The sequence below is a fragment of the Dyadobacter linearis genome (assembly GCF_907165045.1).
Taxonomy (GTDB): Bacteria; Bacteroidota; Bacteroidia; order Cytophagales; family Spirosomataceae; genus Dyadobacter; species Dyadobacter linearis.
Genome location: NZ_CAJRAU010000008.1, coordinates 140801 through 164714 on the forward strand (window position 1 = coordinate 140801; position 23914 = coordinate 164714).

At 44.3% G+C, this 23914-nt stretch carries 19 protein-coding genes; 15 read left to right on the top strand and 4 right to left on the bottom strand.

The genetic code is table 11. From position 1 onward, the window contains the following. Positions 1 to 38 precede the first annotated feature (38 nt). The 10 genes from glf to KOD92_RS23225 all read left to right on the top strand — a co-directional run bounded on the left by glf (position 39) and on the right by KOD92_RS23225 (position 13127). On the top strand, positions 39 to 1142 hold the full coding sequence (gene glf / locus KOD92_RS23180; RefSeq protein WP_215235999.1) for a UDP-galactopyranose mutase: 1104 nt from the start codon (positions 39 to 41) through the stop codon (positions 1140 to 1142). Between the two features lie 140 nt (positions 1143 to 1282). Continuing rightward, a complete protein-coding gene (locus KOD92_RS23185; RefSeq protein ID WP_215236000.1) occupies positions 1283 to 3622 on the top strand; it encodes a GumC family protein in 2340 nt (779 codons plus the stop codon). Next, positions 3622 to 4623, top strand: coding sequence for an N-acetylneuraminate synthase family protein (locus tag KOD92_RS23190; protein ID WP_215236001.1), 1002 nt, complete (start codon positions 3622 to 3624; stop codon positions 4621 to 4623). The genes KOD92_RS23185 and KOD92_RS23190 overlap by 1 nt, the downstream gene beginning before the upstream one ends. A gap of 1 nt (position 4624) precedes the next feature. Continuing rightward, entirely contained in the window at positions 4625 to 5776 is a 1152-nt protein-coding gene (neuC, locus tag KOD92_RS23195) for a UDP-N-acetylglucosamine 2-epimerase (RefSeq protein WP_215236002.1), read from the top strand. After that, a complete protein-coding gene (locus tag KOD92_RS23200; protein ID WP_215236003.1) occupies positions 5776 to 6504 on the top strand; it encodes an acylneuraminate cytidylyltransferase family protein in 729 nt (242 codons plus the stop codon). Before neuC ends, KOD92_RS23200 begins: the two co-directional genes overlap by 1 nt. Beyond that, complete coding sequence (locus tag KOD92_RS23205) at positions 6474 to 7814, top strand: glycosyltransferase family protein (RefSeq protein ID WP_215236004.1); 1341 nt, start codon at positions 6474 to 6476, stop codon at positions 7812 to 7814. The genes KOD92_RS23200 and KOD92_RS23205 overlap by 31 nt, the downstream gene beginning before the upstream one ends. Further along, positions 7802 to 9202 (top strand): O-antigen ligase family protein, encoded by a 1401-nt coding sequence (locus tag KOD92_RS23210; RefSeq protein WP_215236005.1) that lies wholly within the window; start codon positions 7802 to 7804, stop codon positions 9200 to 9202. The genes KOD92_RS23205 and KOD92_RS23210 overlap by 13 nt, the downstream gene beginning before the upstream one ends. Next, a complete protein-coding gene (locus KOD92_RS23215; RefSeq protein WP_215236006.1) occupies positions 9195 to 10172 on the top strand; it encodes a glycosyltransferase family protein in 978 nt (325 codons plus the stop codon). The genes KOD92_RS23210 and KOD92_RS23215 overlap by 8 nt, the downstream gene beginning before the upstream one ends. A gap of 393 nt (positions 10173 to 10565) precedes the next feature. After that, positions 10566 to 12563: a DNA primase gene (gene dnaG / locus KOD92_RS23220; RefSeq protein WP_215236007.1), complete on the top strand. Its 1998-nt coding sequence runs from the start codon at positions 10566 to 10568 to the stop codon at positions 12561 to 12563. A 15-nt stretch (positions 12564 to 12578) separates the two neighbouring features. Continuing rightward, positions 12579 to 13127: a DUF4136 domain-containing protein gene (locus KOD92_RS23225; protein WP_215236008.1), complete on the top strand. Its 549-nt coding sequence runs from the start codon at positions 12579 to 12581 to the stop codon at positions 13125 to 13127. A 64-nt stretch (positions 13128 to 13191) separates the two neighbouring features. Here KOD92_RS23225 and KOD92_RS23230 read toward each other — a convergent pair whose 3' ends face one another. After that, positions 13192 to 13488, bottom strand: coding sequence for a YtxH domain-containing protein (locus KOD92_RS23230; RefSeq protein ID WP_215236009.1), 297 nt, complete (start codon positions 13486 to 13488; stop codon positions 13192 to 13194). 56 nt (positions 13489 to 13544) lie between these two features. On the opposite strand from KOD92_RS23230, the gene KOD92_RS23235 reads away from it, so the two are divergent. Further along, positions 13545 to 14696, top strand: a complete 1152-nt coding sequence (locus KOD92_RS23235; protein WP_229254808.1) for a WD40/YVTN/BNR-like repeat-containing protein — start codon at positions 13545 to 13547, stop codon at positions 14694 to 14696. A 17-nt stretch (positions 14697 to 14713) separates the two neighbouring features. On the opposite strand, the gene KOD92_RS23240 is transcribed toward KOD92_RS23235, so the two are convergent. Then, positions 14714 to 15721, bottom strand: coding sequence for a YpdA family putative bacillithiol disulfide reductase (locus KOD92_RS23240; RefSeq protein WP_215236058.1), 1008 nt, complete (start codon positions 15719 to 15721; stop codon positions 14714 to 14716). 186 nt (positions 15722 to 15907) lie between these two features. Between KOD92_RS23240 and KOD92_RS23245 the strand changes: the two genes are divergently transcribed. From KOD92_RS23245 to pyk, 4 genes are read left to right on the top strand one after another with little or no spacing between them, the layout of a single operon-like run. Then, on the top strand, positions 15908 to 16909 hold the full coding sequence (locus tag KOD92_RS23245) for an aminodeoxychorismate synthase component I (RefSeq protein WP_229254809.1): 1002 nt from the start codon (positions 15908 to 15910) through the stop codon (positions 16907 to 16909). Next, the gene (locus tag KOD92_RS23250) at positions 16896 to 17489 is read left to right on the top strand and encodes an aminotransferase class IV (RefSeq protein ID WP_215236010.1); all 594 of its coding nucleotides are present in this window, start codon (positions 16896 to 16898) and stop codon (positions 17487 to 17489) included. The genes KOD92_RS23245 and KOD92_RS23250 overlap by 14 nt, the downstream gene beginning before the upstream one ends. A gap of 51 nt (positions 17490 to 17540) precedes the next feature. Further along, a complete protein-coding gene (priA, locus tag KOD92_RS23255) occupies positions 17541 to 20036 on the top strand; it encodes a replication restart helicase PriA (RefSeq protein WP_215236011.1) in 2496 nt (831 codons plus the stop codon). A gap of 27 nt (positions 20037 to 20063) precedes the next feature. Then, positions 20064 to 21503 carry a pyruvate kinase gene (gene pyk / locus KOD92_RS23260; RefSeq protein WP_215236012.1) on the top strand — a complete coding sequence of 480 codons (1440 nt, stop codon included), beginning with the start codon at positions 20064 to 20066 and terminating at the stop codon, positions 21501 to 21503. A gap of 33 nt (positions 21504 to 21536) precedes the next feature. Here the strand turns inward: pyk and KOD92_RS23265 are convergent, their stop codons facing one another. Together KOD92_RS23265 and KOD92_RS23270 are read right to left on the bottom strand one after the other, a co-directional pair. After that, positions 21537 to 22082 carry a hypothetical protein gene (locus tag KOD92_RS23265; protein ID WP_215236013.1) on the bottom strand — a complete coding sequence of 182 codons (546 nt, stop codon included), beginning with the start codon at positions 22080 to 22082 and terminating at the stop codon, positions 21537 to 21539. Between the two features lie 18 nt (positions 22083 to 22100). Next, complete coding sequence (locus KOD92_RS23270) at positions 22101 to 23888, bottom strand: sialate O-acetylesterase (RefSeq protein ID WP_215236014.1); 1788 nt, start codon at positions 23886 to 23888, stop codon at positions 22101 to 22103. Positions 23889 to 23914 lie beyond the last annotated feature (26 nt).

Here is a 23914-nt window from a genome sequence, read left to right on the forward strand (position 1 = left end):
AAAACAAACATACTTACATCAATTATTCTAAAAACTGAATGAAACAATACGATTATCTGGTAGTGGGGGCGGGGTTATGGGGTTCCGTCTTTGCGCATGAGGCTACTAAACGAGGCAAGAAATGTCTTGTAATTGACCGAAGATCACATATTGGCGGTAATGTTTACTGCGAAAATGTAGAAGGTATTAATGTCCATAAGTATGGCGCACACATCTTTCACACTAACGATAAGGAAGTATGGGATTATGTGAACTCATTTGTTGAATTCAACAGATATACGAATTCCCCGATCGCTAATTTCAATGGGGAGATGTATAATCTGCCTTTCAATATGAATACCTTTTACCAGCTTTGGAAGGTAAAAACGCCAGAGGAAGCGAAGGAAAAGATCAGGGAACAAGTGGAAGCGGCAGGTATTAAAGATCCGCAAAATCTGGAAGAACAGGCAATTTCTTTGGTTGGTACCGATATTTATGAAAAGCTGATCAAAGCCTATACAGAAAAACAATGGGGGAGAAAGGCGACCGAGCTTCCTGCATTCATTATCAAACGTTTACCTGTTCGGTTTACGTTTGATAACAACTATTTCAATGATAAATATCAGGGTATTCCAATCGGCGGGTATAACAAACTGACGGAGGGACTTTTGGAAGGTGTGGAAGTAAGGTTAGGGGTTGATTTTTTCAAAGAGCGGGAATCACTTACCGCACTCGCGGAAACGATTGTCTACACAGGACCGATTGATGAATATTTTGACTTCAAATTCGGCCAGCTTGAATATAGAAGTCTTCGGTTTGAGAATCAATTACTTGACCAGGAGAACTACCAGGGCAATGCAGTTGTGAATTATACCGACGGTGAAACTGCTTTCACGCGTATTATTGAGCACAAGCACTTTGAATTTGGTACGCAGCCCAAAACTGTGGTTACCCACGAATATCCGCAGGAATGGGTAAAAGGCGCAGAACCATATTATCCTGTTAATGACGACAAGAACACGGCTGTTTTTAACCAGTACAAAGCGCTTGCTTCCGAAGAGGAACAGGTGATTTTTGGAGGTCGCCTGGCCGAATATCGATATTATGATATGCACCAGGTTGTTGCCTCAGCACTTAAAAAAGTGAAGGTGCATTTCGCTTAAAAACGCATTCACGATAACGTAATCCCCAGTCCTGTTAGGCTGGGGATTTTTTTGTAAAAGTTTTTTCAAAAAAATTTCAGTTATCGCGTTACGTAATCTACTAACCTCCGTCTAAATCATACTAAACTAACCAGTATGTAATGGCGGATCATAATTTAGAGTTAATTACCAGTTTGCGGGCAGATGAGCAGCGTGTTTCGATGTATGCTTTCCTGAGGGACATACTTCAAAACTGGCACCTGTTTCTGATTGGGTTGATAGTCAGCGTATTAATCGCTGCTGTTTATCTACGGTATGGCACCCCGAAATACCTGATCGAGTCTTCACTATTGATACGGGACGATTCACGCGGATCGAACTTCGGGGATGCTGCTGCACTGGAAAACCTGGGTTTATCAGTAACCAACAGCAGTATTGACAATGAAATTGAGATTTTAAAGAGCAAGAGCCTGGCTGAAAACGTCGTGGATGCGCTCGCGCTTCATGTCAGCTATTTCGCAGAGGGCCGCGTGAAAACGACTGAGCTGTATGAAAAGTCGCCTTTCAAAATTGTATTTCTCGATACAAATATTCGTAGAAATACACCAGCTAAGTATCAAGTGGTGTTTTTGAAGGATAATGCGTTTGAGCTTACCAGGAATAAACGAACAGTTTTCGGGAGATTCGGCGACACGATTTCAATTGACGACCGGGCCGTAGTCTTGTCAAGAACTCAGCATGTTTTTTCGGGAGAAGGCAAATATTATTTGGTTGTAGAGAATAAGGAAAATTCGATCCGGAAACTGACTGCGGGTTTGTCTGTTTCGGCTGCGAACAAGTTTGCCAGTGTAATTAACCTGTCTATCAATGAGACGATCCCTGAAAAGGGCGAAGCGATCTTGTCGACGCTGATTAGGCATTATATCAGTAATAGCATTGATGACAAGAATAGGGTAGCAGATAATACGCTCACTTTCATAGGTCAAAATTTAGCCCAGGTTTCGTCCGAACTGCATAAAATTGAAGGTAGTATCGAGCAATTCCGGAAAACGAACAGGTTACTGGATATCGAAGCAGAAACCCGGCAGCTGATCGAACAGGCAAGCTCGACATCAGATCAATACAGTCAGTTTGCAATTAAATTAAAGATTGTCGAAACCATTGCGAAGTATATAATTGACAACCCGACAGGAATCATTCCCAGCTCCCTGATACAGCAGGAGGCCAACTTTAAGGAACTGGCCATTAAATACAATGACTTGATTCTACTGCGAAGCAAGAGTTTGGTCACGATGAATAAAGGTCACCCGGCGATATTGGCAATTGAAAATCAGGTAACTGGACTAAGAGCTGATATACTATCTGCCCTCGATATTCAACAGAAAGAGCTGGGTATAAGTCTGGATGCAATTCGACGGAGCGGGCAGGGATATCAGGATGCGATTTCGAAAGTGCCGCCGAAGCAAAGGATATATTTGGATTATACGCGGCAGCAGCAGATCAAGCAGGAACTGTATTTGTTTTTGCTGAAAAAACAAGTCGAGACTTCAATTTCCAGGTCATCGACAGTCCCAAATGCGAAGGTTATTGATCCTCCCAACGCAGATTCGAATCCTGTCACGCCGAATAGACAGCTTGTATTTCTGGTATCGGCTTGTTTCGGTTTGGGTATCCCGATGGCGGGTCTGCATTTATCGAAAGTATTGAGTGACAAAATTCATGACAAAAATAGTCTTGCTCAATACTGCAGAGCGCCGGTAATCGCAGAAATCAGTTACCAGAAAGGCGCTCATTCAAGATTCTTACAGCCCGACGGAAAGAGTTTAATTTCGGAACAGTTCAGGACACTCCGGGCGAACTTGCTTTTCGCTTCTGGTCTGGCAGGTTGCAAAACTATCCTGATCACGTCGGGAAATGCCGGTGAAGGGAAGTCTTTCGTAGCGGCGAATCTCGCTCAGTCTTTCGCGATGATTAGTGAAAAGGTATTGCTTATTGAGCTGGACCTGCGTAAACCCTCCCTGGCGAAGTATCTCAATGTAGAATCACGTGGCGTCACTGATTATCTACTTAGTAAATCAGATTCCGATATTTTGATCCAAAGATCAGGGCAGGGGCAATGCTTTGACGTGATCACCTCCGGCTACCCTCCACCGAACCCCGCAGAGCTTCTATCAACTACAAAGTTCGAAAAGTTGATTTTGACACTGAAAGAAAAGTACGATCACATTGTCATTGATACCCCGCCGGTAGGTTTGGTGACGGACGCGAATACGCTCAGATCTTTTGTCGACGGCACCTTATATGTAGTCCGGCAAAATGTTACCGGCCGACAGCAAATGCATGATTTGAACAAGCTATTCATCGATAACCGATTATCAAATCTTCATGTACTCTACAATGGTTTTCAGCAGGCTGGCCGCTACTATCAGTATTATGAAAACGAAGAAAAAAAAGGCTTGTTCTTCAAATGGAAGCATAATTTCAAACTAACCCAATGGTAATGGACAACATTTACATGATTTGTGAAGTCGGTCAGGCGCATGAAGGGAGCATCACACTTGCACATGCATATATCGACGCGGTTGCCAAATCCGGCATCAACGCAATGAAATTCCAGGTTCACATCGCGGAGGCAGAAAGTGGCCCTTATGATAGTTTCCGGCAAGTTTTCCCGTTCGCTGATACTACGAGAATGGCGTATTGGAAAAGGATGGAATTTACAAAAGCGCAATGGGCTGAGCTCAAACAGCATTGTGAATACCATGGACTTGACTTTATTGCCAGCCCTTTTTCCATAGCCGCTGTCGACCTTCTGAATGAGATTGGGGTTTCCAGGTTCAAAATCGGTTCTGGGGAAACGGAAAACCTGCTGATGCTGGATAAAATCGGGGCAATTGCCAAGGAGATAATTGTGTCTTCGGGGATGAGTACCTTCTATGAACTTGATGAAACAATAGCTTGCTTGAAGCAATATCCCTGTGCGCTTTCAATTCTGCAATGCACCACCGCTTATCCCACTGATCCGTCCCAGTGGGGATTGAATGTCATTGAGGAACTCAAAAAAAGATACCTGTTGCCGACCGGCTTCTCGGATCATTCGGGCGGGCTGTTTGCCTGTCTGGCTGCGGCAACCCTTGGGGCCCGGCTCCTTGAATTTCATGTGACTTTTGATAAAAGAATGCTTAGCCCGGACGCATCATCCTCACTGGGAGTGGATGAGGTATTCAAATTGGTGGAAGGGGTGCGGGCAATAGAGCATGCGCTGGGCAACCCAGTCGACAAATCTGATAATTCCGCATTCAGGATTTTGAAAGCGCAATTCGGTAAATCCCTGGTCGTCAATAAATTCATGCAAAAAGGGCAGCTGATATGCATGGACGATCTGGAATCTAAAAAGCCAGCCGGCCTGGGCATTCCACCGAATGATTATAATCAGGTTTTAGGTAAAGTATTAACCCAGGATGCACAGCAATGGGATTTTATAACTGAAAATCATTTCTGAGATGCGAAAAGTTTGCGTAGTAATTACGGCCCGGGCTACTTATGGCAGGGCGAAGACTTTATTGCAGGCAATTCAGGAACATCCGAACCTTCAATTACAATTGGTTGTGGCAGGTAGCACTTTATTAGAAAGATATGGGCACGTGGCGAGTCAAATCGAGGATGATGGTTTTGCAATAGATGAGCGTATTGCCAACTCTTCCATTACAGACGAACCCACGTCTGCTGCGATCACGACTGCTTCCGGTATTCTCGAACTTGCACACACTTTTGAGCGAATCAGGCCGGATGTGGTGGTGACAGTTGGCGATAGGTTCGAAACTATGTCCACCGCAGTTGCGGCAGCTTATATGAACATTCCCCTCGCACATGTTCAGGGAGGGGAAGTGACTGGTAATATTGATGAGAAAGTGCGTCACGCAGTCACCAAAATGTCTGATATACACTTTGTGGCGACTTCCGAAGCACGCAAGAGATTGATCAGAATGGGCGAGGCTCCCGAAACAGTATTTTACACGGGCTGCCCGTCGCTGGATATTGTAATGGATGTTCTTAAAAATCCAGTGCTGGATTTTGACCCTTATGAACTATACGGCGGAATAGGAAGCAAGCCAAATTTATCAGACCCTTTCGTAACTGTTTTGCAGCACCCCGTAACCACTGAATCGGAGCTTTCCGAAGAACAGCTTAACAGCACATTGAGCGCGATTATTTCGCTGCAACTTCCTGTATTGTGGTTTTTGCCAAATGCAGACAGAGGCACCGCGGGCACATTTAACAGGATCAGTACATTTTACGCTCAAAACACACTTTTGCCATTTCATTTCTTCAATAACATGCGCCCCGAGCATTTTTTGAAGATCCTTAAAAATTGTGTCTGTCTCGTAGGCAATTCCAGTTGCGGTATTCGGGAAGGTGCAACATTGGGGGTTCCCGCTGTCAATATCGGCAGCAGACAGAAAGGGCGGGAGCGGGGTCAGAATGTGGTGGACGCAGAGCACCGGAGCGACGCAATATTTGAAGCTATACAAAAGCAGGTATCCCGCCCGCATTTCCCACCAGACTTTATTTACGGTAAAGGCAGTGCAGGCCGGCAAATTGCAGATCTGCTTGCCAGTGTTCCCTTCAGCATCGACAAGAAAATCACTTACTGATGAATGCACCTATACGAATTTTAGGAATTATCCCGGCGAGAGAGGGTTCCAAAGGTATTTATAATAAGAACATGAAGCTGCTGGCAGGCAAACCGCTCATTTACTATACCATTGAATCGGCACTGAAATCCAAGCTGCTCGATACCATTATCATATCCAGCGACTGCCAGCGGATTCTTGAATATGCGCAGCAATTCCCGGCTATCGAAATTCCATTTGTGAGACCTAAACACCTTGCGTCAGACTTTTCTACTTCGCTCGAAGTAGTCCGTCACGCTTTGAATTACTATGCTGAGGCGGAGATCGCGTTTGAATATGTTGTCTTGCTTCAACCTACGTCGCCATTTCGAAGTCCGGATTTGGTCGATAGATCTATCCAGTTAATTATTGATAAACAAGCGGATAGCCTTATTACAGTTCAGAAAATACCGCACAAGTTTCATCCTGACTGGGCTTTTTTTGACGGACAGCAAGGTTTGCGGCGGGCAATCAAGGAAGATGAAACGATTGTACCGAGGCGCCAGGATTTGTCCGACAGCTACTACCGGGATGGTAAGATCTACATTTCAAAAACGGCCCTGATCCGCGAAGGGAGGCTCTTAGGTGGAAGGATTGCGAGTCTGCTGACGGAAGGCGAGCTGGATATCAATATTGATTCTTATGCTGACTGGGAGGCAGCGCAAATACAGATCGACAAATGGAGACAATACCAAAACGCAGGCTATTGATCCTGATAACCAATCAATTTGCAGTCCTCAATATGATTCACACAGGTTTTCTGGAAAAGCTTTCAAGGAGATACGACATATCGCTGATATCTGATTTGATCAACAAAAGGGATCTCGCGTCGATCAATGAACACTTTAACTGCTCCCTGGAACTGCTGAATACGCACGTTCCATCAGAAATCCGGTTTCTCCGTTTTTTGCGGTGGATTGAAAAGGTATTGTTTTTCATGACATTCAATACTTCTACGCGCCGCATTAAGGTGTTGCAGCTCGGGTTACCCTTCCGGTTTCTGCTGTATTGTTTCGATAAAATGCCGATCGTGAAGCGTTTTTCACGGTCAATGCTGTCCAAAATCAGGGAAATAATTATTCTCATATCATCGCGGATGTTTCAAAAAGAGGGGCAAAGTGTGCTCCATTTTGATGGTATATTGTCCTCGTCTCCGCTGGATATCCGCGAAAATATAATTGTCAATTTTCTTATTAGATACACCAGGATTCCGGCGATGGGTGTCGTTATAAGTTGGGATAACCTGACATCCAAAGGGCTTATCAATAGTGATTTTGATCAGATGCTCGTTTGGAACCAACAAATGGCAGCGGAGTTCGAGCAGCTGTATTCATTTTGTAAAACAAAACCAAAAATATGCGTTTCAGGGGTTCCCAGATTTGATATTTACTTCGGGAAAAGAACAAGCCGGCCAGCAGAGTCCGGAAGAAAAACGATCTTATTCGCGACCAGCGCACCTAAGCATTTCCCGGACCAGTATCAAATCGTCGAAGATCTGCGGGAATACATGCAAACCAGAAACGGATTTTCATTACTTATCAGGTGCCACCCAGCAGACGATCCCGACGCTTACCGACAGTTTGCGGCTGAAAACGTGGAGATTTGGCCGTCGCAAAAACAAAATCGTTATTCTCCTTTCCCGGCGCTCGATTTTCTGGAAGTTTTAGCAGACACGCTGTTTCGTTGTGACGTCTGTCTGCAAGTAGCCTCCACCATGCGTCTCGACGCAGCTGCATGTAACAAACCGACTATTAGTATTGCTTATGATGGAAATAGGAAATTGCCCTACGCGCATTCGGTCAGGCGTTTATATAGCTATTCGCATCAGATTCCGCTGAATCGTCTTCGCCTCGATCATCCTGTGTTTAGTAAAAAGGAGCTATTTGAATGCCTGGACAAATTGCTCGTAGAAGACTTGGGAAGCACTGATCATAGATTGGCGATACAAAAATTCATTCATCACACCGAAGCAAAATCGGTTAACTCGATGATTCAATATGTGGATGAATGGCTCACTTAGTCGCGGAAATTTTGCTGAAAGGGCTGGGCTCGCTATGTTTTACAAGCGCTTTTCTTTTCCTATTCCCTTCGTTGATAGTTTTTGGAGATACTGAATTCCAACTTACTATCGTGCTTTCGTTTTATGTGTATTGTTTTGTTGTACTATTTACTTTCTCGCCTGACAAGCTCTTTCACGTCGTTTCGATTCCGCTTTTTACACAGTTTTTGCATTTGTTTCAAAAATATGCTTTCCCGGCCGGCGCTAATTCACTTTGGCGCTTAATGCCGTTTTTAATACTCATTCTGTACTTTCTCAATTTTTTTGTCAAAAAGGAGATTACAATATCGGCTTACGAAAAGCTGTTTCTGATCGTCTGGATTGTGCTAGGCTTTTTTTATCTATCCATATCTCCAAATCTCGGGCATATTATAGTAGGGGCGACTGTTCTCGGTCTGCTCATTTTGCCCTGCAATTTTATCTATCTGAGATTTGCAATGCAGGCAACAGACTTTTGCCGAAAACTTGAAAAGTACTTATTTGTCAGCTACCTGATATTGGGCGTCGGGACTTTTGGTTTGGTTGTTGCCGGAGCCGCCTATAAAGGTTCGGATAACTTACTGGCTACCAGGAATATTTCTGACACCAATATAACAATGGCCTATTTTGTACTACTATGGCCGTTTGCGATGCTGTATGCGAGCAGGTTCAGGCAGCAATTCCTTCGTTTTATCACGAGTTCAGTGACTCTGGCGATTCTCGTCGCCGTGGTTGTACTTTCATTTTCAAGGGGAGCGGTATTGTTGATCGGCCCTTTTATCCTGATTTCCCTCTGGCTCACTTCAAGGAAGGCGCTTATGCTTATTCTGATGATCCTTTCCGGCATAACCCTGCTCTTTCTGGCTCAAATCGAAACCTTCCTTGCAACCCAGGATCTGACTTACTTCTGGAAACTTAGGTTTGGCGAAGCTTCAAAAGGAAATGCGATCAGTAAGCTGCTCGAAGCCAGCGGGAGAAATGAAATCCAGGCAATCGCTTACAAATTGTTCCTGGACAGTCCGCTGGTTGGGCATGGTACCGGTAGCTTCGAAGTACTGGGTCCCGGTTATCGGGAAGCGCATTCACTTTGGTATACATTACTGGCAGAGAACGGGTTACTCGGAGTTATTCTGATGTACCTGCTTTTATTAAAATGCTTCTGCACTGTTTGGACGGTCAATGCCGGCGGGAGAAACTATATGGTAATGCCGCTCTCCATACTTTTTTACCTGCTATTCAACCACACTGTTGGAAGCGTTTTCGTGATCATCCCATCCAAAAGTGTGACCGTTAATTGTATAGCCCCAATTTTGCTTATATGCCAGTATTTCTATGCGAAACGCCAGGTTTCAACTTGTTTCGATGGCTAACATATTGATTATCGGTCGGTTGCCCCCACCGATTGGTGGAGTCACTATCCACGTGAGCCGGCTGATCGAGAACCTGGAACGAATCGGTTTCAAAAATTTCGACTTCGCTGACTTGAATGAAGGTCTTCCGGGTGTCCTTTGGAAATTTGCCACAAACCGTGCGATCCACCTGCATGTGTCCAATCCTTACTGGCAATTGTGCGTGGCGCTGATTTGCAGACTATTGCTGAAAAAACTGGTGGTCACCTACCATGGGAATTGGGGACGTTATGATTTGGCTGGAAATCTCTCCGTCACTTTATCCTGCTGGCTAGCGCACACTCCTATTATACAAAATGAGGAAAGTTTCAAAAAGGCATTTCAATGGAACAAGAATGCGAAACTAATCTCAACCTATCTCCACTCCGACCATATTGCGCCGCTTGACCCAGACACTGCGTCACTGCTTTTGAATTTTACCAAAAAATACAAACTTATAACCTGCACGAATGCATGGAATGTAGCATTCGATAAATACGGAAAGGAGATTTACGGAATTTCTGAGCTGGTTGAATGGGCTGCCGAAAACGAAAGTCATGCGTTAATCATTTCCGATCCCTCCGGCAACTATGCGCCGTTTATCAAACAGAAATATCAACATATTTCTGCTAATGTGTTGTTTCTGTCCATCCCGCACGATTTCAGGAACATCCTGAAAGTGTCAGATGCATTTATCAGAAATACTTCTACGGACGGGGTATCTCTGTCAATTTGTGAAGCAATGGAGTTGAATGTACCGGTTTTAGCTTCGGATTCAGTAAGTCGGCCCGCACATTGCCGCATATTCAAAAGTTTATGGCAACTGGATGTGGAAAGTGAAATCGTTGCGGGGAGAAAGATGCTTTCCGGCAGCAATAGCGAACTATGTGGCGGAGAGGTTATTCAAAGATTGATTGCGGTGTATCGGGAAATCCTGGCAGATAGAAGTTGAGTGGCTGCAAAAAAACAAAGGCATAGAAAAATTTCCATGCCCTGTTTCACACTATACACACACTATATTTTTAATATCTATATCAATCTATTTGATGGCTCTCGGATTCAATTCCAATACCGCAAAATAACAAACTAAAGTAATTAGAAAAAAACTTTCGATTGTGAATTTCTAAATTCTAATAAGAAAATAATGGATAATTTTTAAATACAATTCGGCAAAATCCATTAAGGTGTCAAATTTAGGGAAATATTCTTTAATAATTGCTCAAAGGTTTGCCTCTCGTTACATTCGTATACGCGAAATTTTAGTATTGTCTTTTTTGTTCCTAAGACAGATACGCGAAAATGAGAGGAGCTGCGCGATCGCGTTAACGAAATTAGATTACAGTACATGAGGATCAATCCTGAAACCGTAGACCGCATCAAGCAGGCCGCCGACATTGTGGAGGTGGTAGGAGATTTTGTGTCCCTAAAAAAAAAAGGTGCAAACTATTCAGCCTGCTGCCCGTTTCACAATGAAAAAACACCTTCTTTCAACGTAAACCCCGTCAGACAGATCTATAAGTGCTTTGGCTGCGGGGCTGCGGGCGATTCGATCAAGTTTGTAATGGATGTTGATAATGTAGGTTATGGAGAAGCATTGCGCTATCTGGCCGGTAAATACAATATCGAGATCGAGGAGGAGGAGATGACCGATGAGGAAACACTCCGGCAAAACGAGCGGGAGAGTCTGTATATCGTGCTCAACTTCGCCAAGAATTTTTATCAAAACCAGCTCCAAAACTCAGACGAAGGACAGTCGATCGGATTGAGCTATTTCCGGGAAAGGGGATTTACGAATGAGATCAGGCAGAAATTCGAGCTGGGTTACAGTCTGGACATCTGGGATTCTTTTTCCAAAGAGGCGCTTGAAAAAGGTTACTCGGCGGAGCTGCTCGAAAAAGCCGGGCTGCTGATTCCCCGGGAAGGCAGCAGCAGCGGCGGGTACGACAGGTTCAGAGGCCGGGTGATTTTTCCTATTCACCATGTCGGCGGAAAAGTGATCGCTTTCGGCGCGCGTATTCTGAAATCTGACAGCAGTTCGAAAGCCAATCAACCTAAATATTTAAACTCACCTGAAACGGCGGTTTATCACAAAAGTGATGTACTGTACGGAATATTTCAGGCCAAAAACGCAATACGGCAGCTTGATCATTGCTACCTGGTTGAGGGATATACAGACGTTATTTCACTGCATCAGGCTGGAATTGAGAACGTTGTAGCATCTTCGGGTACTTCACTCACGATCGAGCAAATCAAGCTGATCGGTCGTTTTACACCTAATGTAACAATACTTTACGATGGGGATATTGCCGGGATAAAAGCTGCATTACGAGGTTTGGATCTGGTTTTAGAAGAAGGTCTGAATGTTAATATCGTATTATTTCCCGATGGCGACGATCCCGATAGTTATGTGCGGAAAGTGGGTGCGGAGGCTTTCAAGCAATATTTAAAGAAAGCTTCAAAAGACTTTATCACATTTAAAACCGAAGTACTGCTACAAGATGCGGGTGATGATCCTTTCCGGCTGGCTGCTGTGATTGGCGAAGTGGTGAGCAGTATCGTGAAGATCCCGGATGCGATCAAACGGCAGGTGTTTTTTCGGCGCACATCGGAAATGATGAAGGTGGATGAGCAAATGCTGATCACCGAGGGCAACAAGCTCGCGCGCAGACTTTCAACTCAGAAAAAACCTGAAAGAGCTCCGTTTCAACCCGGCAGTATGCCCGAGGGGCCGAATGATATTGGTTCGATGCCGGGGAATTTCACTTTTTCCGAAGACGACTTCAATCCTTTTGAGCCGGAGCCAGTCACGCACGAGGCGCCGCAAAAAAGTAAGTTATATTACCAGGAAGAAGCTTTTACGCGTCTTTTGGTGCTTTTTGGGACAAAGGAACTGGAACCTACTATCACAGTTTGTCAATACGTACTCGGCGAGATTGATGGAATAGATTTTAAAGATCCCATTTTTCAACATTTGCTGACTCTCTTTCGCGAAAACCTGGGGCGTAACTATGTACCGGACACAGACTATTTTCTCAATCACCACGAATCCGAAATCAGAACGTTGACAATAGGCTGGCTGACAAGTAAGTATGAGCTGAGCGGGCTCTGGTCTGAAAAGTATGAGATATATGTTCCGTTTGAGGCGGATGTATTGGACAAAACCGCCTTCGTGAATATCCTGCGGCTGAAAAAGGCGTTTATTGAGGAAAAAATGAAGGTATGTCTCGACCAGGCGGTACACGCAAAGTCTGAGGAGGAACAGACCAATATTATGGGCGAGTTTATTTTTTATAAGGGTATCAGTATGGCGGCTGCCAAAGAATTGGGAAGTGTTATCGGATAACTAAAATAGCTGATCATGAAAAGTATCGTTTCTGCAACGCTGGGGCTGATTTTAATTGCAATGGCCAGTTGCAGCACCTCTTATAAAGTTTTAAAACCAAAGCAGGAAGACAATTTCAGGCTTTCGGATTATCCAACATTTGGGTTCTATGAAATCGAAGCTTCCGGTGATACGGTTTCAAAGAATTTTGAACAGAACGTTGAAGTTATCAAAGCGGCAGTCGCTCAGAATTTGCAGGCGAAAGGCCTCGATGAGGCGCGGGACGCGAATTTGAAGGTAAATATCGCACTTTCAGTAGAGGAGAATGAGCAAACCAGACAAACCGATTTTCGGACGGACGGACTGCCGCGCTACATGGGCCAGCGGCGTTATTCGTGGAAAAGTGAAGAGGTTGTAATAGGTAAATACAGGCAGGGAACATTGATGATTGACCTGGTGGATGCTGCAAATAACAAGCTCGTGTGGCAGGGCGGCGCTTCTGGCATTATCCCGGAAAAGAGTAAGAATTTTAAGGAAGATATTGATCAGGCAGTCGCAGAGATTATAGGTCAAATTCCAAAGTAAGACGCAGGAAAAAGGCCGGTTCGCTGCGAACCGGCCTTTTTAATATCTTTATATGGGAGTGCGATTAGTGATTTACTACGCCGCGCACTTTGTCATTTACATTGTCAGCGACAGCACCAGCTTTGTCTTTCACCGTGCTTACGTTTTTCAGGAAGCCTTCTTTCAATTTATCAGCTAAAACAGATAGCTCTTCGAGGCTTTTTTCATATTTATCTTTGGCATTTCCCCCCAGGTCATTCGCTCTGTGCTTGATCAGCTTGCGAGTGTCTTTTCCGTTTTTAGGAGCAACCAAAAGGCCGATTGCGATGCCTGTAAGCAATGCACCAATAGAGCCTATCAAAAATTTTTGATTCTTGTTCATATGAATTTCCTATTTTGTGATAATAATAGATTAGAATAGCAAGCAACAAAAATACTGTGCCAATTTCTTTAAATACTTCTTCAATAGGCGGCCTCAAATATCTGACGGCGCTTTTCATTTCATTACAGGTCTCCCTGTCAATGCCGGCTTATGCACAATGGAGGGTTATGGATATCAAATCGAATATTCACATGCGGGCTGTTCACACCGTTTCGCCTACTATCTGCTGGGTTGGCGGCTCGAAAGGGACGATTTTGAAAACAACTAATGGCGGAAAGACCTGGGCAACGTATAAAGTACCCGGCGCCGACTCCCTGGATTTCCGGGATGTGCATGCAATTAACAAGAATACATTGGTGGCGATGAGCGCAGGAGAATCCGAGAAAGGTCAGGCGAAAATATACCGGACCGAAGATGGCGGCGAGAGCTGGAACCTTGTGTACCAAACTACACAAAATGGGGTTTTTCTGGATGGAATCGACTTTTGGGATAAAAATAAAGGGATTTGTCTCGGTGATCCGATCGACGGAAAACTGTTCATATTGACTACCGAAGACGGAGGTAAAAGCTGGGCTGAACTACCAATCGAAAAGCGTCCGGTGGCAGAACCCGGCGAAGCTTGCTTCGCTGCGAGCGGAACTTCTATTATTACTTTCGGAAAAAGCAATGTGTACATCGGCACCGGAGGATCGAAAATGGCGCGCGTTTTCAGGTCAGAAGATTTTGGGCAAAGCTGGAAAGTATCCGCAACGCCACTACCGGCTGGACCTACCAGCGGGATATTTGGGTTGAGGTTTTGGTCAAATAAAAATGGAATTGCTGTGGGCGGGGATTACAAAAAAACCACCGACTCGACATTAAATGTGCTGCTTACAAAAGACGGCGGAGTAACCTGGACTCTATCAAAAATGACCGTTCCGGCGGGCTTGAAAGAGTGTGTTGCATTGTATCAAAAAACCGACGCAATATGGACGGGGGAGACGCAGCTCCGGGCAGATGATTACGCACTCGTCGCCACCGGCCCGTCAGGCAGCAGCTATTCTATTGATCGAGGTAAATCGTGGCGGTTTTTGGGGAAAGAAGGATTTCACGCGGTCAGTTTCGCAGGAAATGTGGGTTACGGGGTAGGAGCCAGTGGTTTGATCGGGAAAGTGGAAAAGCTTTCTTTCAAAAAGAGAAAAAGAAAACTGGTATTTGTTGATGAATAGCCGGCTGAATGCCGGATTTAAATCCTGTCAATCAACTCCTTCACTGTCCTGATCTCGCGGCCGGCCAGATGATCTGCAATGGCGGCGGCATGATCTCTTCCGTTTTCAATAAATACCTTTTCGGTAAATATCCCAGCCATGACCGTTCCGCAAAGGTAGAGTCCTGGTACATTCGTTTCGAAATTTTCGGTATTGAATGTAGGTACTTTCGTAGCCGGATCCAGTTCTACGCCGCATCTTGTAAGTAAGTGTTCGTCAGGAAGATAGCCCACCAGCAAGAACACAAAGTCGGCCGGAAGCCACTCAGTTTCTCCCGTTTCAGTATTTCTGATCAGCATTCTGCCGGGTTCAATAGCCTCGGTTACACTATTGAATCGGGTGTGGATCTTGCCTTCTTTTACCCGGTTTTTAACATCAGGTACCAGCCAGTATTTCACTTTTGTCCTGAAATCTGCCTCCTTATGTACGATCGTTACGTGCGCATCGTGGCGATACAATTCCAATGCAGCCTCCACAGAAGAGTTGGAACCGCCTACCAGAACCACATTTGTATACGAATATTTAAAAGGCTCATCATAGTAATGCGAAACATTCGGCAGGTTTTCGCCAGGCACATTCAACAATCTCGGCACATCGAAATACCCCGTAGCGAGTACTACATTTTTCGACTGAAAAATCTGCCCGTCGTTTGTATAAGTCAGAAAAGTGCCGTCTGGCTGCTTCTCGGCGCGATCTACATCTATAAATAACTTGAAGTTGAGGTTGTAGTAGCCGGCCACCTTGCGGTAATATTGCAGCGCCTCGTTGCGGCTGGCTTTCACCTCGGAAATAGCGAAAGGTATCCCGCCGATCTCGATATTTTCAGCGGTGGAAAAAAAGCGCATTCTCCTCGGGTAGTTCCGGATCGACTCGGTCAGATTTCCTTTTTCCAAAATCAGGTAATCCATGCCGCTTTTGGCAAGTTCCACGCCCATTGCCAGTCCACAAGGACCACCGCCGATTACTATAACATCGTAAATGTGCATTACCTCAGATATGTTTTGATTCTTTGTATTTCCGGCAGCCTGCCCGCAATTCGCCGGAACGCCGGAGCGCCGGAGCGCCGGAATGCCGGAACGCCGCCTATTCAATTTAACCCGGCAAATCGGATATTGGTTTCTGAACTTTGTAAATTCGCTTACGGTTAAAAATGAGCGATATTCCGCATAAAATTGGAAAACGGGCTGGACACTTTTACGGGCAATCTGAACAAATGGGGAAACGAAGGAATTCCGTTTGTTTTTCTTGTGGATTATAAGATGCAAAAGCCGCTCGCATGGAAGCTGACCGACATTCATCTGTCGGAAATAATGTTCGATCTGAATGGTTTTTCTAATCAAAAACGCAAGGTTGACAGCTTTTTGGGAGATTTTTCTTTCCACAAATCACCTATATCTTTCGAGGAATACGAGCCGAAGTTCAATCACGTGATCGGCAATATCAGGGCTGGGAATTCATTTTTGCTGAATTTGTCTTTGCCTACGCCGGTAGAAACCAACCTGACTTTTAAGGAAATATTTGAATACAGTGACGCGCCTTACCGGTTTTGGTTAAAAGACCAGTTTGTGTGTTTTTCACCCGAAATATTTGTCAGAGTCAGTGGAAACCGAATTTCTTCTTTTCCGATGAAAGGCACTATCGATGCTTCGGTGCCGGATGCTGAAAATGTGATATTATCGGATTTCAAAGAAGCTGCGGAACATGCGACGATCGTGGACCTGATCCGGAACGATTTGAGTATGGTGGCGGAAAAAGTTTGGGTCGAAAGGTATCGTTATATTGATAAAGTGCAGGCTTACGACAAGACGCTTTTGCAGGTCAGCTCGGAAGTAGCAGGCATTTTGTCCAATGATTTTAATGGTAATTATGGCGATTTACTCTTGCATTTGCTTCCCGCTGGTTCCATCACCGGCGCTCCTAAGCCGAGTACTTTAAAGATCATCGAAGAGGCAGAAGGCTATGAAAGAGGCTATTACACTGGCATTATGGGTTATTTTGACGGCATAAATTTTGAAAGCGCGGTGATGATCCGTTTTATTGAAAACCAGAATGGAAAAATGGTTTTCAAAAGTGGCGGTGGAATTACGGCCCTGAGTAATGCACGAGGCGAGTACCAGGAATTGATTGACAAAGTTTATCTCCCATTCAACCATATCCCGCATGTTGTGTATTGAAACGATTTGTGTTGAGAACCGCGAACTAAAAAATCTGGCCTACCACGAAGCCAGACTGAACAGAACGCGGCAGGAACTTTGGGGTTACCAGGATCAGTGGGACCTTGCTGAAATGATTGAAGTGCCTGATTCTGTGGCTAATACCATTCACAAATGCAGAGTTGTGTATGATCGCAAAATTGACAATATAAAATGGGAACCCTACTTGCAGCGGCCGATCAAAAAGCTGAAAAGGGTGTACCATAATAGCGTGGATTACAGCTACAAATATGATCAACGCGACGAATTGAATACACTTTTCGCCCAGCGCGAGGAAGCGGACGATATATTGATCATAAAAAATGGTTGGGTTACGGATTCGTTCTATTGCAATGTAGCATTCAGTGACGAAACCGGCTGGTATACACCCAATACCTATTTATTGCCCGGCACGCAAAGGGCGTTTCTAATTGACCAGGGCATTATTCAGGAGCGGCAAATCTCGGAGACTGATATCTTTACATATGATTCGGTCAAGCTTTTCAACGCAATGGTAAGTTGGGAAAAAGCGCCTGTGATTGATGTGAGGATGATTGATTAATTAATAAAAAGCGAAAGCGAGACAACTATTTTTTAACTTTTTCTACACAAAATGACCTCTTTTTTTGAGGAAGAAACCACGCTTTTTGTTGATTTGATTTTGCCGGTTCCGGTGCCTTCGTTATTTACTTATCGGGTTCCGCGCGAGCTGAGCGGGCTTGTGAAAGTAGGCGCGCGGGTGATTGTTCAGTTTGGTAAAAAAAGGGTGATTACTGCGGTTATAGCAAAAATTCACTCGACGCCACCGCCGCAGTACCAGGCGAAATATATCATGGAACTGCTTGATGAGCAGCCTATTGTAACCAATCACCAGCTCGAACTGTTCAAGTGGGTAGCAGAATATTATCTCTGTAATATCGGCGAGGTACTTAATGTAGCCTTGCCCGCCGGTTTAAAAATCACCAGTCAGTCGAGGATCCAGTTGAACCCCGAGTTTGAATATGAGGATCTTCTGACGGATCAGGAAGCGATTGTAATTGAGGAGATCAAAAAACATCAGACACTCTCATACGAAGAGGTGGAGCGGTTGTTGCAAAAGTCGAATATCACATCTATAATCAAGTCACTTGTAGGCAAACGGGCGGTGATCCTTTACGAGGAAGTGAAGGAAAGATACAAGCCAAAAGTTGTCAAAAAGATCAGACTGACAAGTGCTTATGTCAGTAATGCGGCGCTGTCTGCACTGGCAGGTTCGCTTGAAAAGAATCAGAAACAGCAGGATATTCTGCTCAAATACCTCAGTTTCATTCCGGTTTACAATAACCCCGACCTCAATCAAAAGGGTTTAGACAAATCTATTTTCGGCGGCGACGATTCCATTTCCGCTTCGTCATTGAATACATTAATTAAAAAAGGAATCTTCGAGCAGTTTGAAATATTTATTTCCCGGTTTGAAGAAATTCCCGCAGGTAGTACCACTGCAATTACTTTGACTGAAACCCAAACAGAGGCAGTCGCGCAGATTCAGGAGCATTTTAAACACAAAGAAGTAGTACTCCTGCACGGAATTACCGGTAGTGGTAAAACCGAAGTATACATTGACCTAATCCGTCAAGTGCTCGAAAGCGGCTCGCAGGTACTTTTTCTATTGCCCGAAATCGCATTGACCACACAGATTGTGGTGCGATTGAAAAAGGTTTTTGGAGATGTAATGGGAATTTATCACTCTAAATTCTCGGACAACGAGCGCGTCGAAGTTTGGAAAGGGATCCTCGACGGGAAGTTTCAGTTTGTAGTTGGTGTGCGTTCCGCTATTTTTCTTCCTTTTGATAATCTGGGTTTGATTATTGTGGATGAAGAGCATGAATCTTCGTACAAACAGCACGATCCGGCTCCGCGCTATAATGCCCGCGATGTGGCGGTGATTATGTCTTATATGCACAACGGGAAAACGCTTCTTGGCTCTGCAACTCCTTCACTGGAAAGTTATTACCACGCGACAAGCGGCAGATATGGATTGGTAGAAATGAAGCAGCGTTTCGGAAATGCCGCACTGCCGACTTTTGAATTGATTGACATTAAAAAAGAGAAAAAACAGAAGAAGATGAAAAATGAATTTTCGTCTGTTTTGATCGAACATTTACAGCATAACCTCAAACACAAAGAGCAAACGATCCTTTTTCAGAACCGCCGCGGGTATTCGCCTTATATGCAATGCGAGGAATGCAACTGGATTTCTGAATGTGCCAATTGTGATGTTAGTTTGACTTACCACATGAAAGTGAGGGAGTTACGCTGTCATTACTGCGGGCACAAGGAAGAAGTGCCTCGTACCTGCCCCAACTGCGGCTCTCCGAAAGTGAGGACGATCGGCTTTGGTACCGAAAAGATCGAAGATGAAATTAACCTGATGTTTCCCGAGGCGCGCGTGCAGCGAATGGATATGGATACCACGCGCGCGAAAAATGCATATCAGCAGATCATTCAGGATTTTGAGGTTGGTGGGATTGATATTCTCGTTGGTACACAGATGGTTAGCAAAGGTCTGGACTTCGATAATGTGAGCATTGTAGGTATTTTCGATGCCGACAGAATGATCAATTTTCCGGAGTTCAGGGCCACTGAGCGGGCTTTTCAAATGCTGACACAGGTGAGCGGCAGAGCAGGAAGGAGGGCGGACAAACCGGGGAAAGTGCTGATTCAAACCGCAAATCCAGGCCAAAAATTGTTGGAAAGAGTTGTCCTGAATGATTATATAGGCATGTACGAATCTGAAATCGGAGAGCGTGAAAAATATAACTACCCTCCTTTTTCGAGACTGATTAAAGTTACTGTCAAGCATATTGACGAGGCTACTGCAAACCGTGCTGCGAAGGTACTGGCTGAAAAGCTGGCCGGAAATCTCGGTTTAAGCAGGGTTTTGGGACCTCAGCCGCCACTCGTGGAAAGAGTAAGAAATCTGTTTTTGTTCGACATTCTCATCAAACTTGAGCGAGAAAAGATTAATTTTAAGGCGGCAAAGTCATTCATACAGGAAAAGGTAATTGACATATTGACCGACAAAACATTGAAAAGCATCCAGGTCGTGATTGACGTGGACTGTTTATAAAAATCATTTCTTACTGCAAAATCCCCTATGTCTTCCAAAAAAACCAGAATTGTTGCAACAGTAGGTCCGGCCTCAGAAACAAAAGAAACATTATATGCACTCGCAAAAGCCGGAGTAAATGTATTTCGTCTTAATTTTTCTCACGGTACCCACGCCGACCACCTTGCAAGACTCACTACGATCAGGGAGATCAACGAAGAACATGGACTGAATCTGGCGATCCTGCAAGATTTACAAGGACCCAAGATCCGTATTGGCCTTGTGGCTGAAAAGGATGGGGTTCTGATTGAGCCGGGCAAAAAGCTGATTCTGTCCAATACAGAGGTATTAGGTACTGCCGAAAAGGTTAGTACTCCTTACGATGGTATGTATAACGACGTTAAAATCGGCGACCGTATCCTGATGGACGACGGAAAACTGGAAGTGCTGGTAACCGGACTTGACGGTAGCGACGTGGTAACGGAAGTAATTTACGGCGGTTACCTGAAATCTAAAAAAGGTGTAAACCTTCCAAATACGAGAGTATCAATGCCTTCTGTAACAACAAAAGATTACGAAGATCTTGACTTTGGACTTGAAAACAACGTAGAATGGATTGCTTTGTCATTCGTTCGTACTGCGGCTGAAATCCTGAAAGTAAAGGAATACATCGCGAACAAAGGTAAAACGGCGCGTTTGGTGGCGAAAGTTGAAAAGCCGGAAGCGATCGTGAATATTGACGAAATTATTGAAGCAAGCGACGCGATTATGGTAGCTCGCGGTGACCTGGGTGTTGAACTTCCTGCCGAGGAGGTACCGATGATCCAGAAAATGATCGTTGATAAATGTAACAAGGCCGGTAAACCTGTAATTGTTGCCACTCAAATGCTGGAAAGCATGATCGACAGCCCACGTGCGACACGCGCGGAGTTGAACGACGTAGCAAATTCAGTGTTAGACGGAGCTGACGCGGTAATGCTAAGTGCGGAAACTGCTTCCGGTAAATATCCGATCCTTGCCGTTGAAAGCATGACACGGACCATTGAAAAAGTGGAATCGGCTACAAACAGCATTTATTTCAAACACCATGCATTTGTAAATGAAAGTCCGGGTTCTTTCAAATTGAACGATAATGTGGTAATGAGCGCCTGCCGCCTTGCCCGTGATACGCAAGCGAGCGCAATTATCGGGATCACGCGGTCAGGTTATACTTCTTTCCGTTTGTCTCACCACCGCCCAAAGGCGAGTCTGATTATTTTCACTTCTAACAAGGTGTTAATGAATCAATTGGCTCTTTACTGGGGAACGAAAGTTTATTTTTACGACCGTGATCAAGACGTATCGACTGACGATCTGATCGAGGATATCAAAACGTTTTTGGTTGAAAAAGGCGAGTTGCAAAAGGGAGATGTATTTATCAATACCCTCAGCATGCCGGTTTCGAGACAACGTAAAACGAATACAGTGAAATTGAGCGTTGTAGAGTAATTTACAAGCTATATTATAGAAGAAGGGACTGCTTTAACCGGCAGTCTTTTTTGTTTTTGGACTTTCAAATGCATCTATCGCAATGTAATTATCGCCTCCATCGCCACTCATTTTGTAAATAGTAGCTCCTTTTGGACAATGATCAAATACCAGTTTGAGGTAGTCAATGGGTGGAATAGTATCTCCTGGCCGATTTAAGAATTTAATGTTGGCAAAGCTTTCAGCCGATAATTCCTGTTCTGAGGAAATGACAAAGCAGGTTCTGCTATCGAGTATGAGATGAATGTGGCTATTAAAATTATGCTGATCCAATTTAACAACACTCAGATTTCCCTTCGCCAATACCAGGTAAGTGTTTTGCTCATCGCCTTTAAAGAATTTCTCAAAAAGATACTCCGTGCATTCTTTGAATAGCGAATCATATACATTGATATCATTCGCAGGTCCTGCAAATGCAAATCTGATGCATTGAATATTAGCTGCAAGTTCGCGCTCGGCATTTGTTAAGCCGGCAAGAGGAAAGTCCGAAGAGAGATAGAGGTTTTCTTTGAAGATATTTTGGAAGTGGTATGTTGTCAAAATGCCAGGTCAAATTCTTTATTTAACTATCACAAATCTCTTTGTAATACCCAACGTTTCCGCTTGTAGGAGACAGGTATAAGTTCCTGGTGCATTTGATTTCATATCCAAAGGGTAACTGAATTCGCCATTGGTATGAAATCCATCAGCCAATTTTTTTATGGTTCGGCCGGATACATCTAATACTTCCAATCTAACTGCTCCTGCGGCAGGCAACGTAAATGAGATAATTGAAGGCTGATCTGTGACGGGATTCGGACTAATTATCAATTTATAGATACTTTCATTACTAACATATGCGTCTTTTCCCTCGGCTGATAAACGTGCAGGTGCTAGTCCGCAAAAAGCTTTTCTTAAATATTCAGGTGACAAAAGCCAGTTACCATTCGGATCTTTGACGTAGCTGAAACCATCATCACCTGTCGGGTTCGTGCCAGGTGAATTTGTTTTACTATTCCATCTATATTCATTAAATCCTGCCGCCAGCAAAATCGGGAATCCTGGTAAGCCCATTTGAAAGTTTCCTGTCGGAACAATTGCGGCCGGAAACAGATTACTTGCTGTTCCATATATCGCAAGTCTCCATGAAGTTGCCAGATCTATAAGCCCCCACATATAAATGTGAGTTCCGTCCAGTCGGGTAGATATTCCATCAGTTGATGGGCCTGGATGTACATTTGGATCAGCGCCAATCAGGGCGTTTTGGGCATTGATAACATTCATTGAGGTTGTCCCGCCTGTCAATGATGCCCGCGCAACATACCAGGTCAAATTCGGAGATCCGAAATCTGTCCGGGATTTATTGATCACGAATTGCAAGCGACTTTGGTAATTTGCGGAAGAAGTACCTGCACTATTATCTGCTTCCCCCTGATGCCATAAAACAGCCTTTAGGCCAAATACTTTGCCATAGAATTTTAGGGCATTCTTTAAACCTAAGTATGGTTGTCCCTTGGCATCATTCATGCTTACATTGTATAAAGCACATAGATAGGTTCCAAACGCGTTTGTAGTGATACCCTTCGCTCCCTCTTCCCAATTAAGTACTGTTGTTCCTCCAATAGCAGCGTTGAAGAAAGCCGAAGGCACTTGCTGATTGATTGCGATTTGCTTTCCTAGGGGAGCATAGCACCAGCTATTGAACCCATTTGCTCCGACACGGAATAAGGTCGGATCTATTTGTGGAATGAGCTTTTCCATCCTTGGGTATGAATAAATATCCTTTATGCATGTCCCATCAAAATTGTGCACACTAACACAGTCGTAAGAAGGATCGTTAGGTAAATACGTATTTTGATTAAAATTATCACCCTTTCCAATAGCTTGCGCATTGGACTGCCCGGCAATAATAAATACATCACCTACACCAAAGCGAATTGTCGAAAAAGCCTGTACAGCTGCCCCAACACCACCGTTTGTAGCCATAATTTTTAAGTCATACCATCCGCCATCAAGATTAGCGAGCTCATTCTTAAACAATCCTGCACTTTTATTGAACAGAGAAAATTGTGTCCAGGGAATCTTGTCAGAGACGTATGTACCGAATTGCAAATTCAGCTTTTCTACTTTATAGTAGTAGGTGTATTGAGGACAGGGATCAGTTTCGCTGGTTGGTTCTGTGAAGAATTGCCCCGTAAAAATTACATTAGCCTTATTTGAACTGTTGCGCTGAGTTACAGACCTATTAATTGGCCAGGTAATGGAAACGGAATATGCCAGCACGGAGATGCACGAAATCAAAACAATAGTAAATGTGAGAAATAGCCGTTTACAATGTATGTTCTGAACAAATAGGGAAATTTTCATAGCTATCAGGATAGTTAAATGTTCAT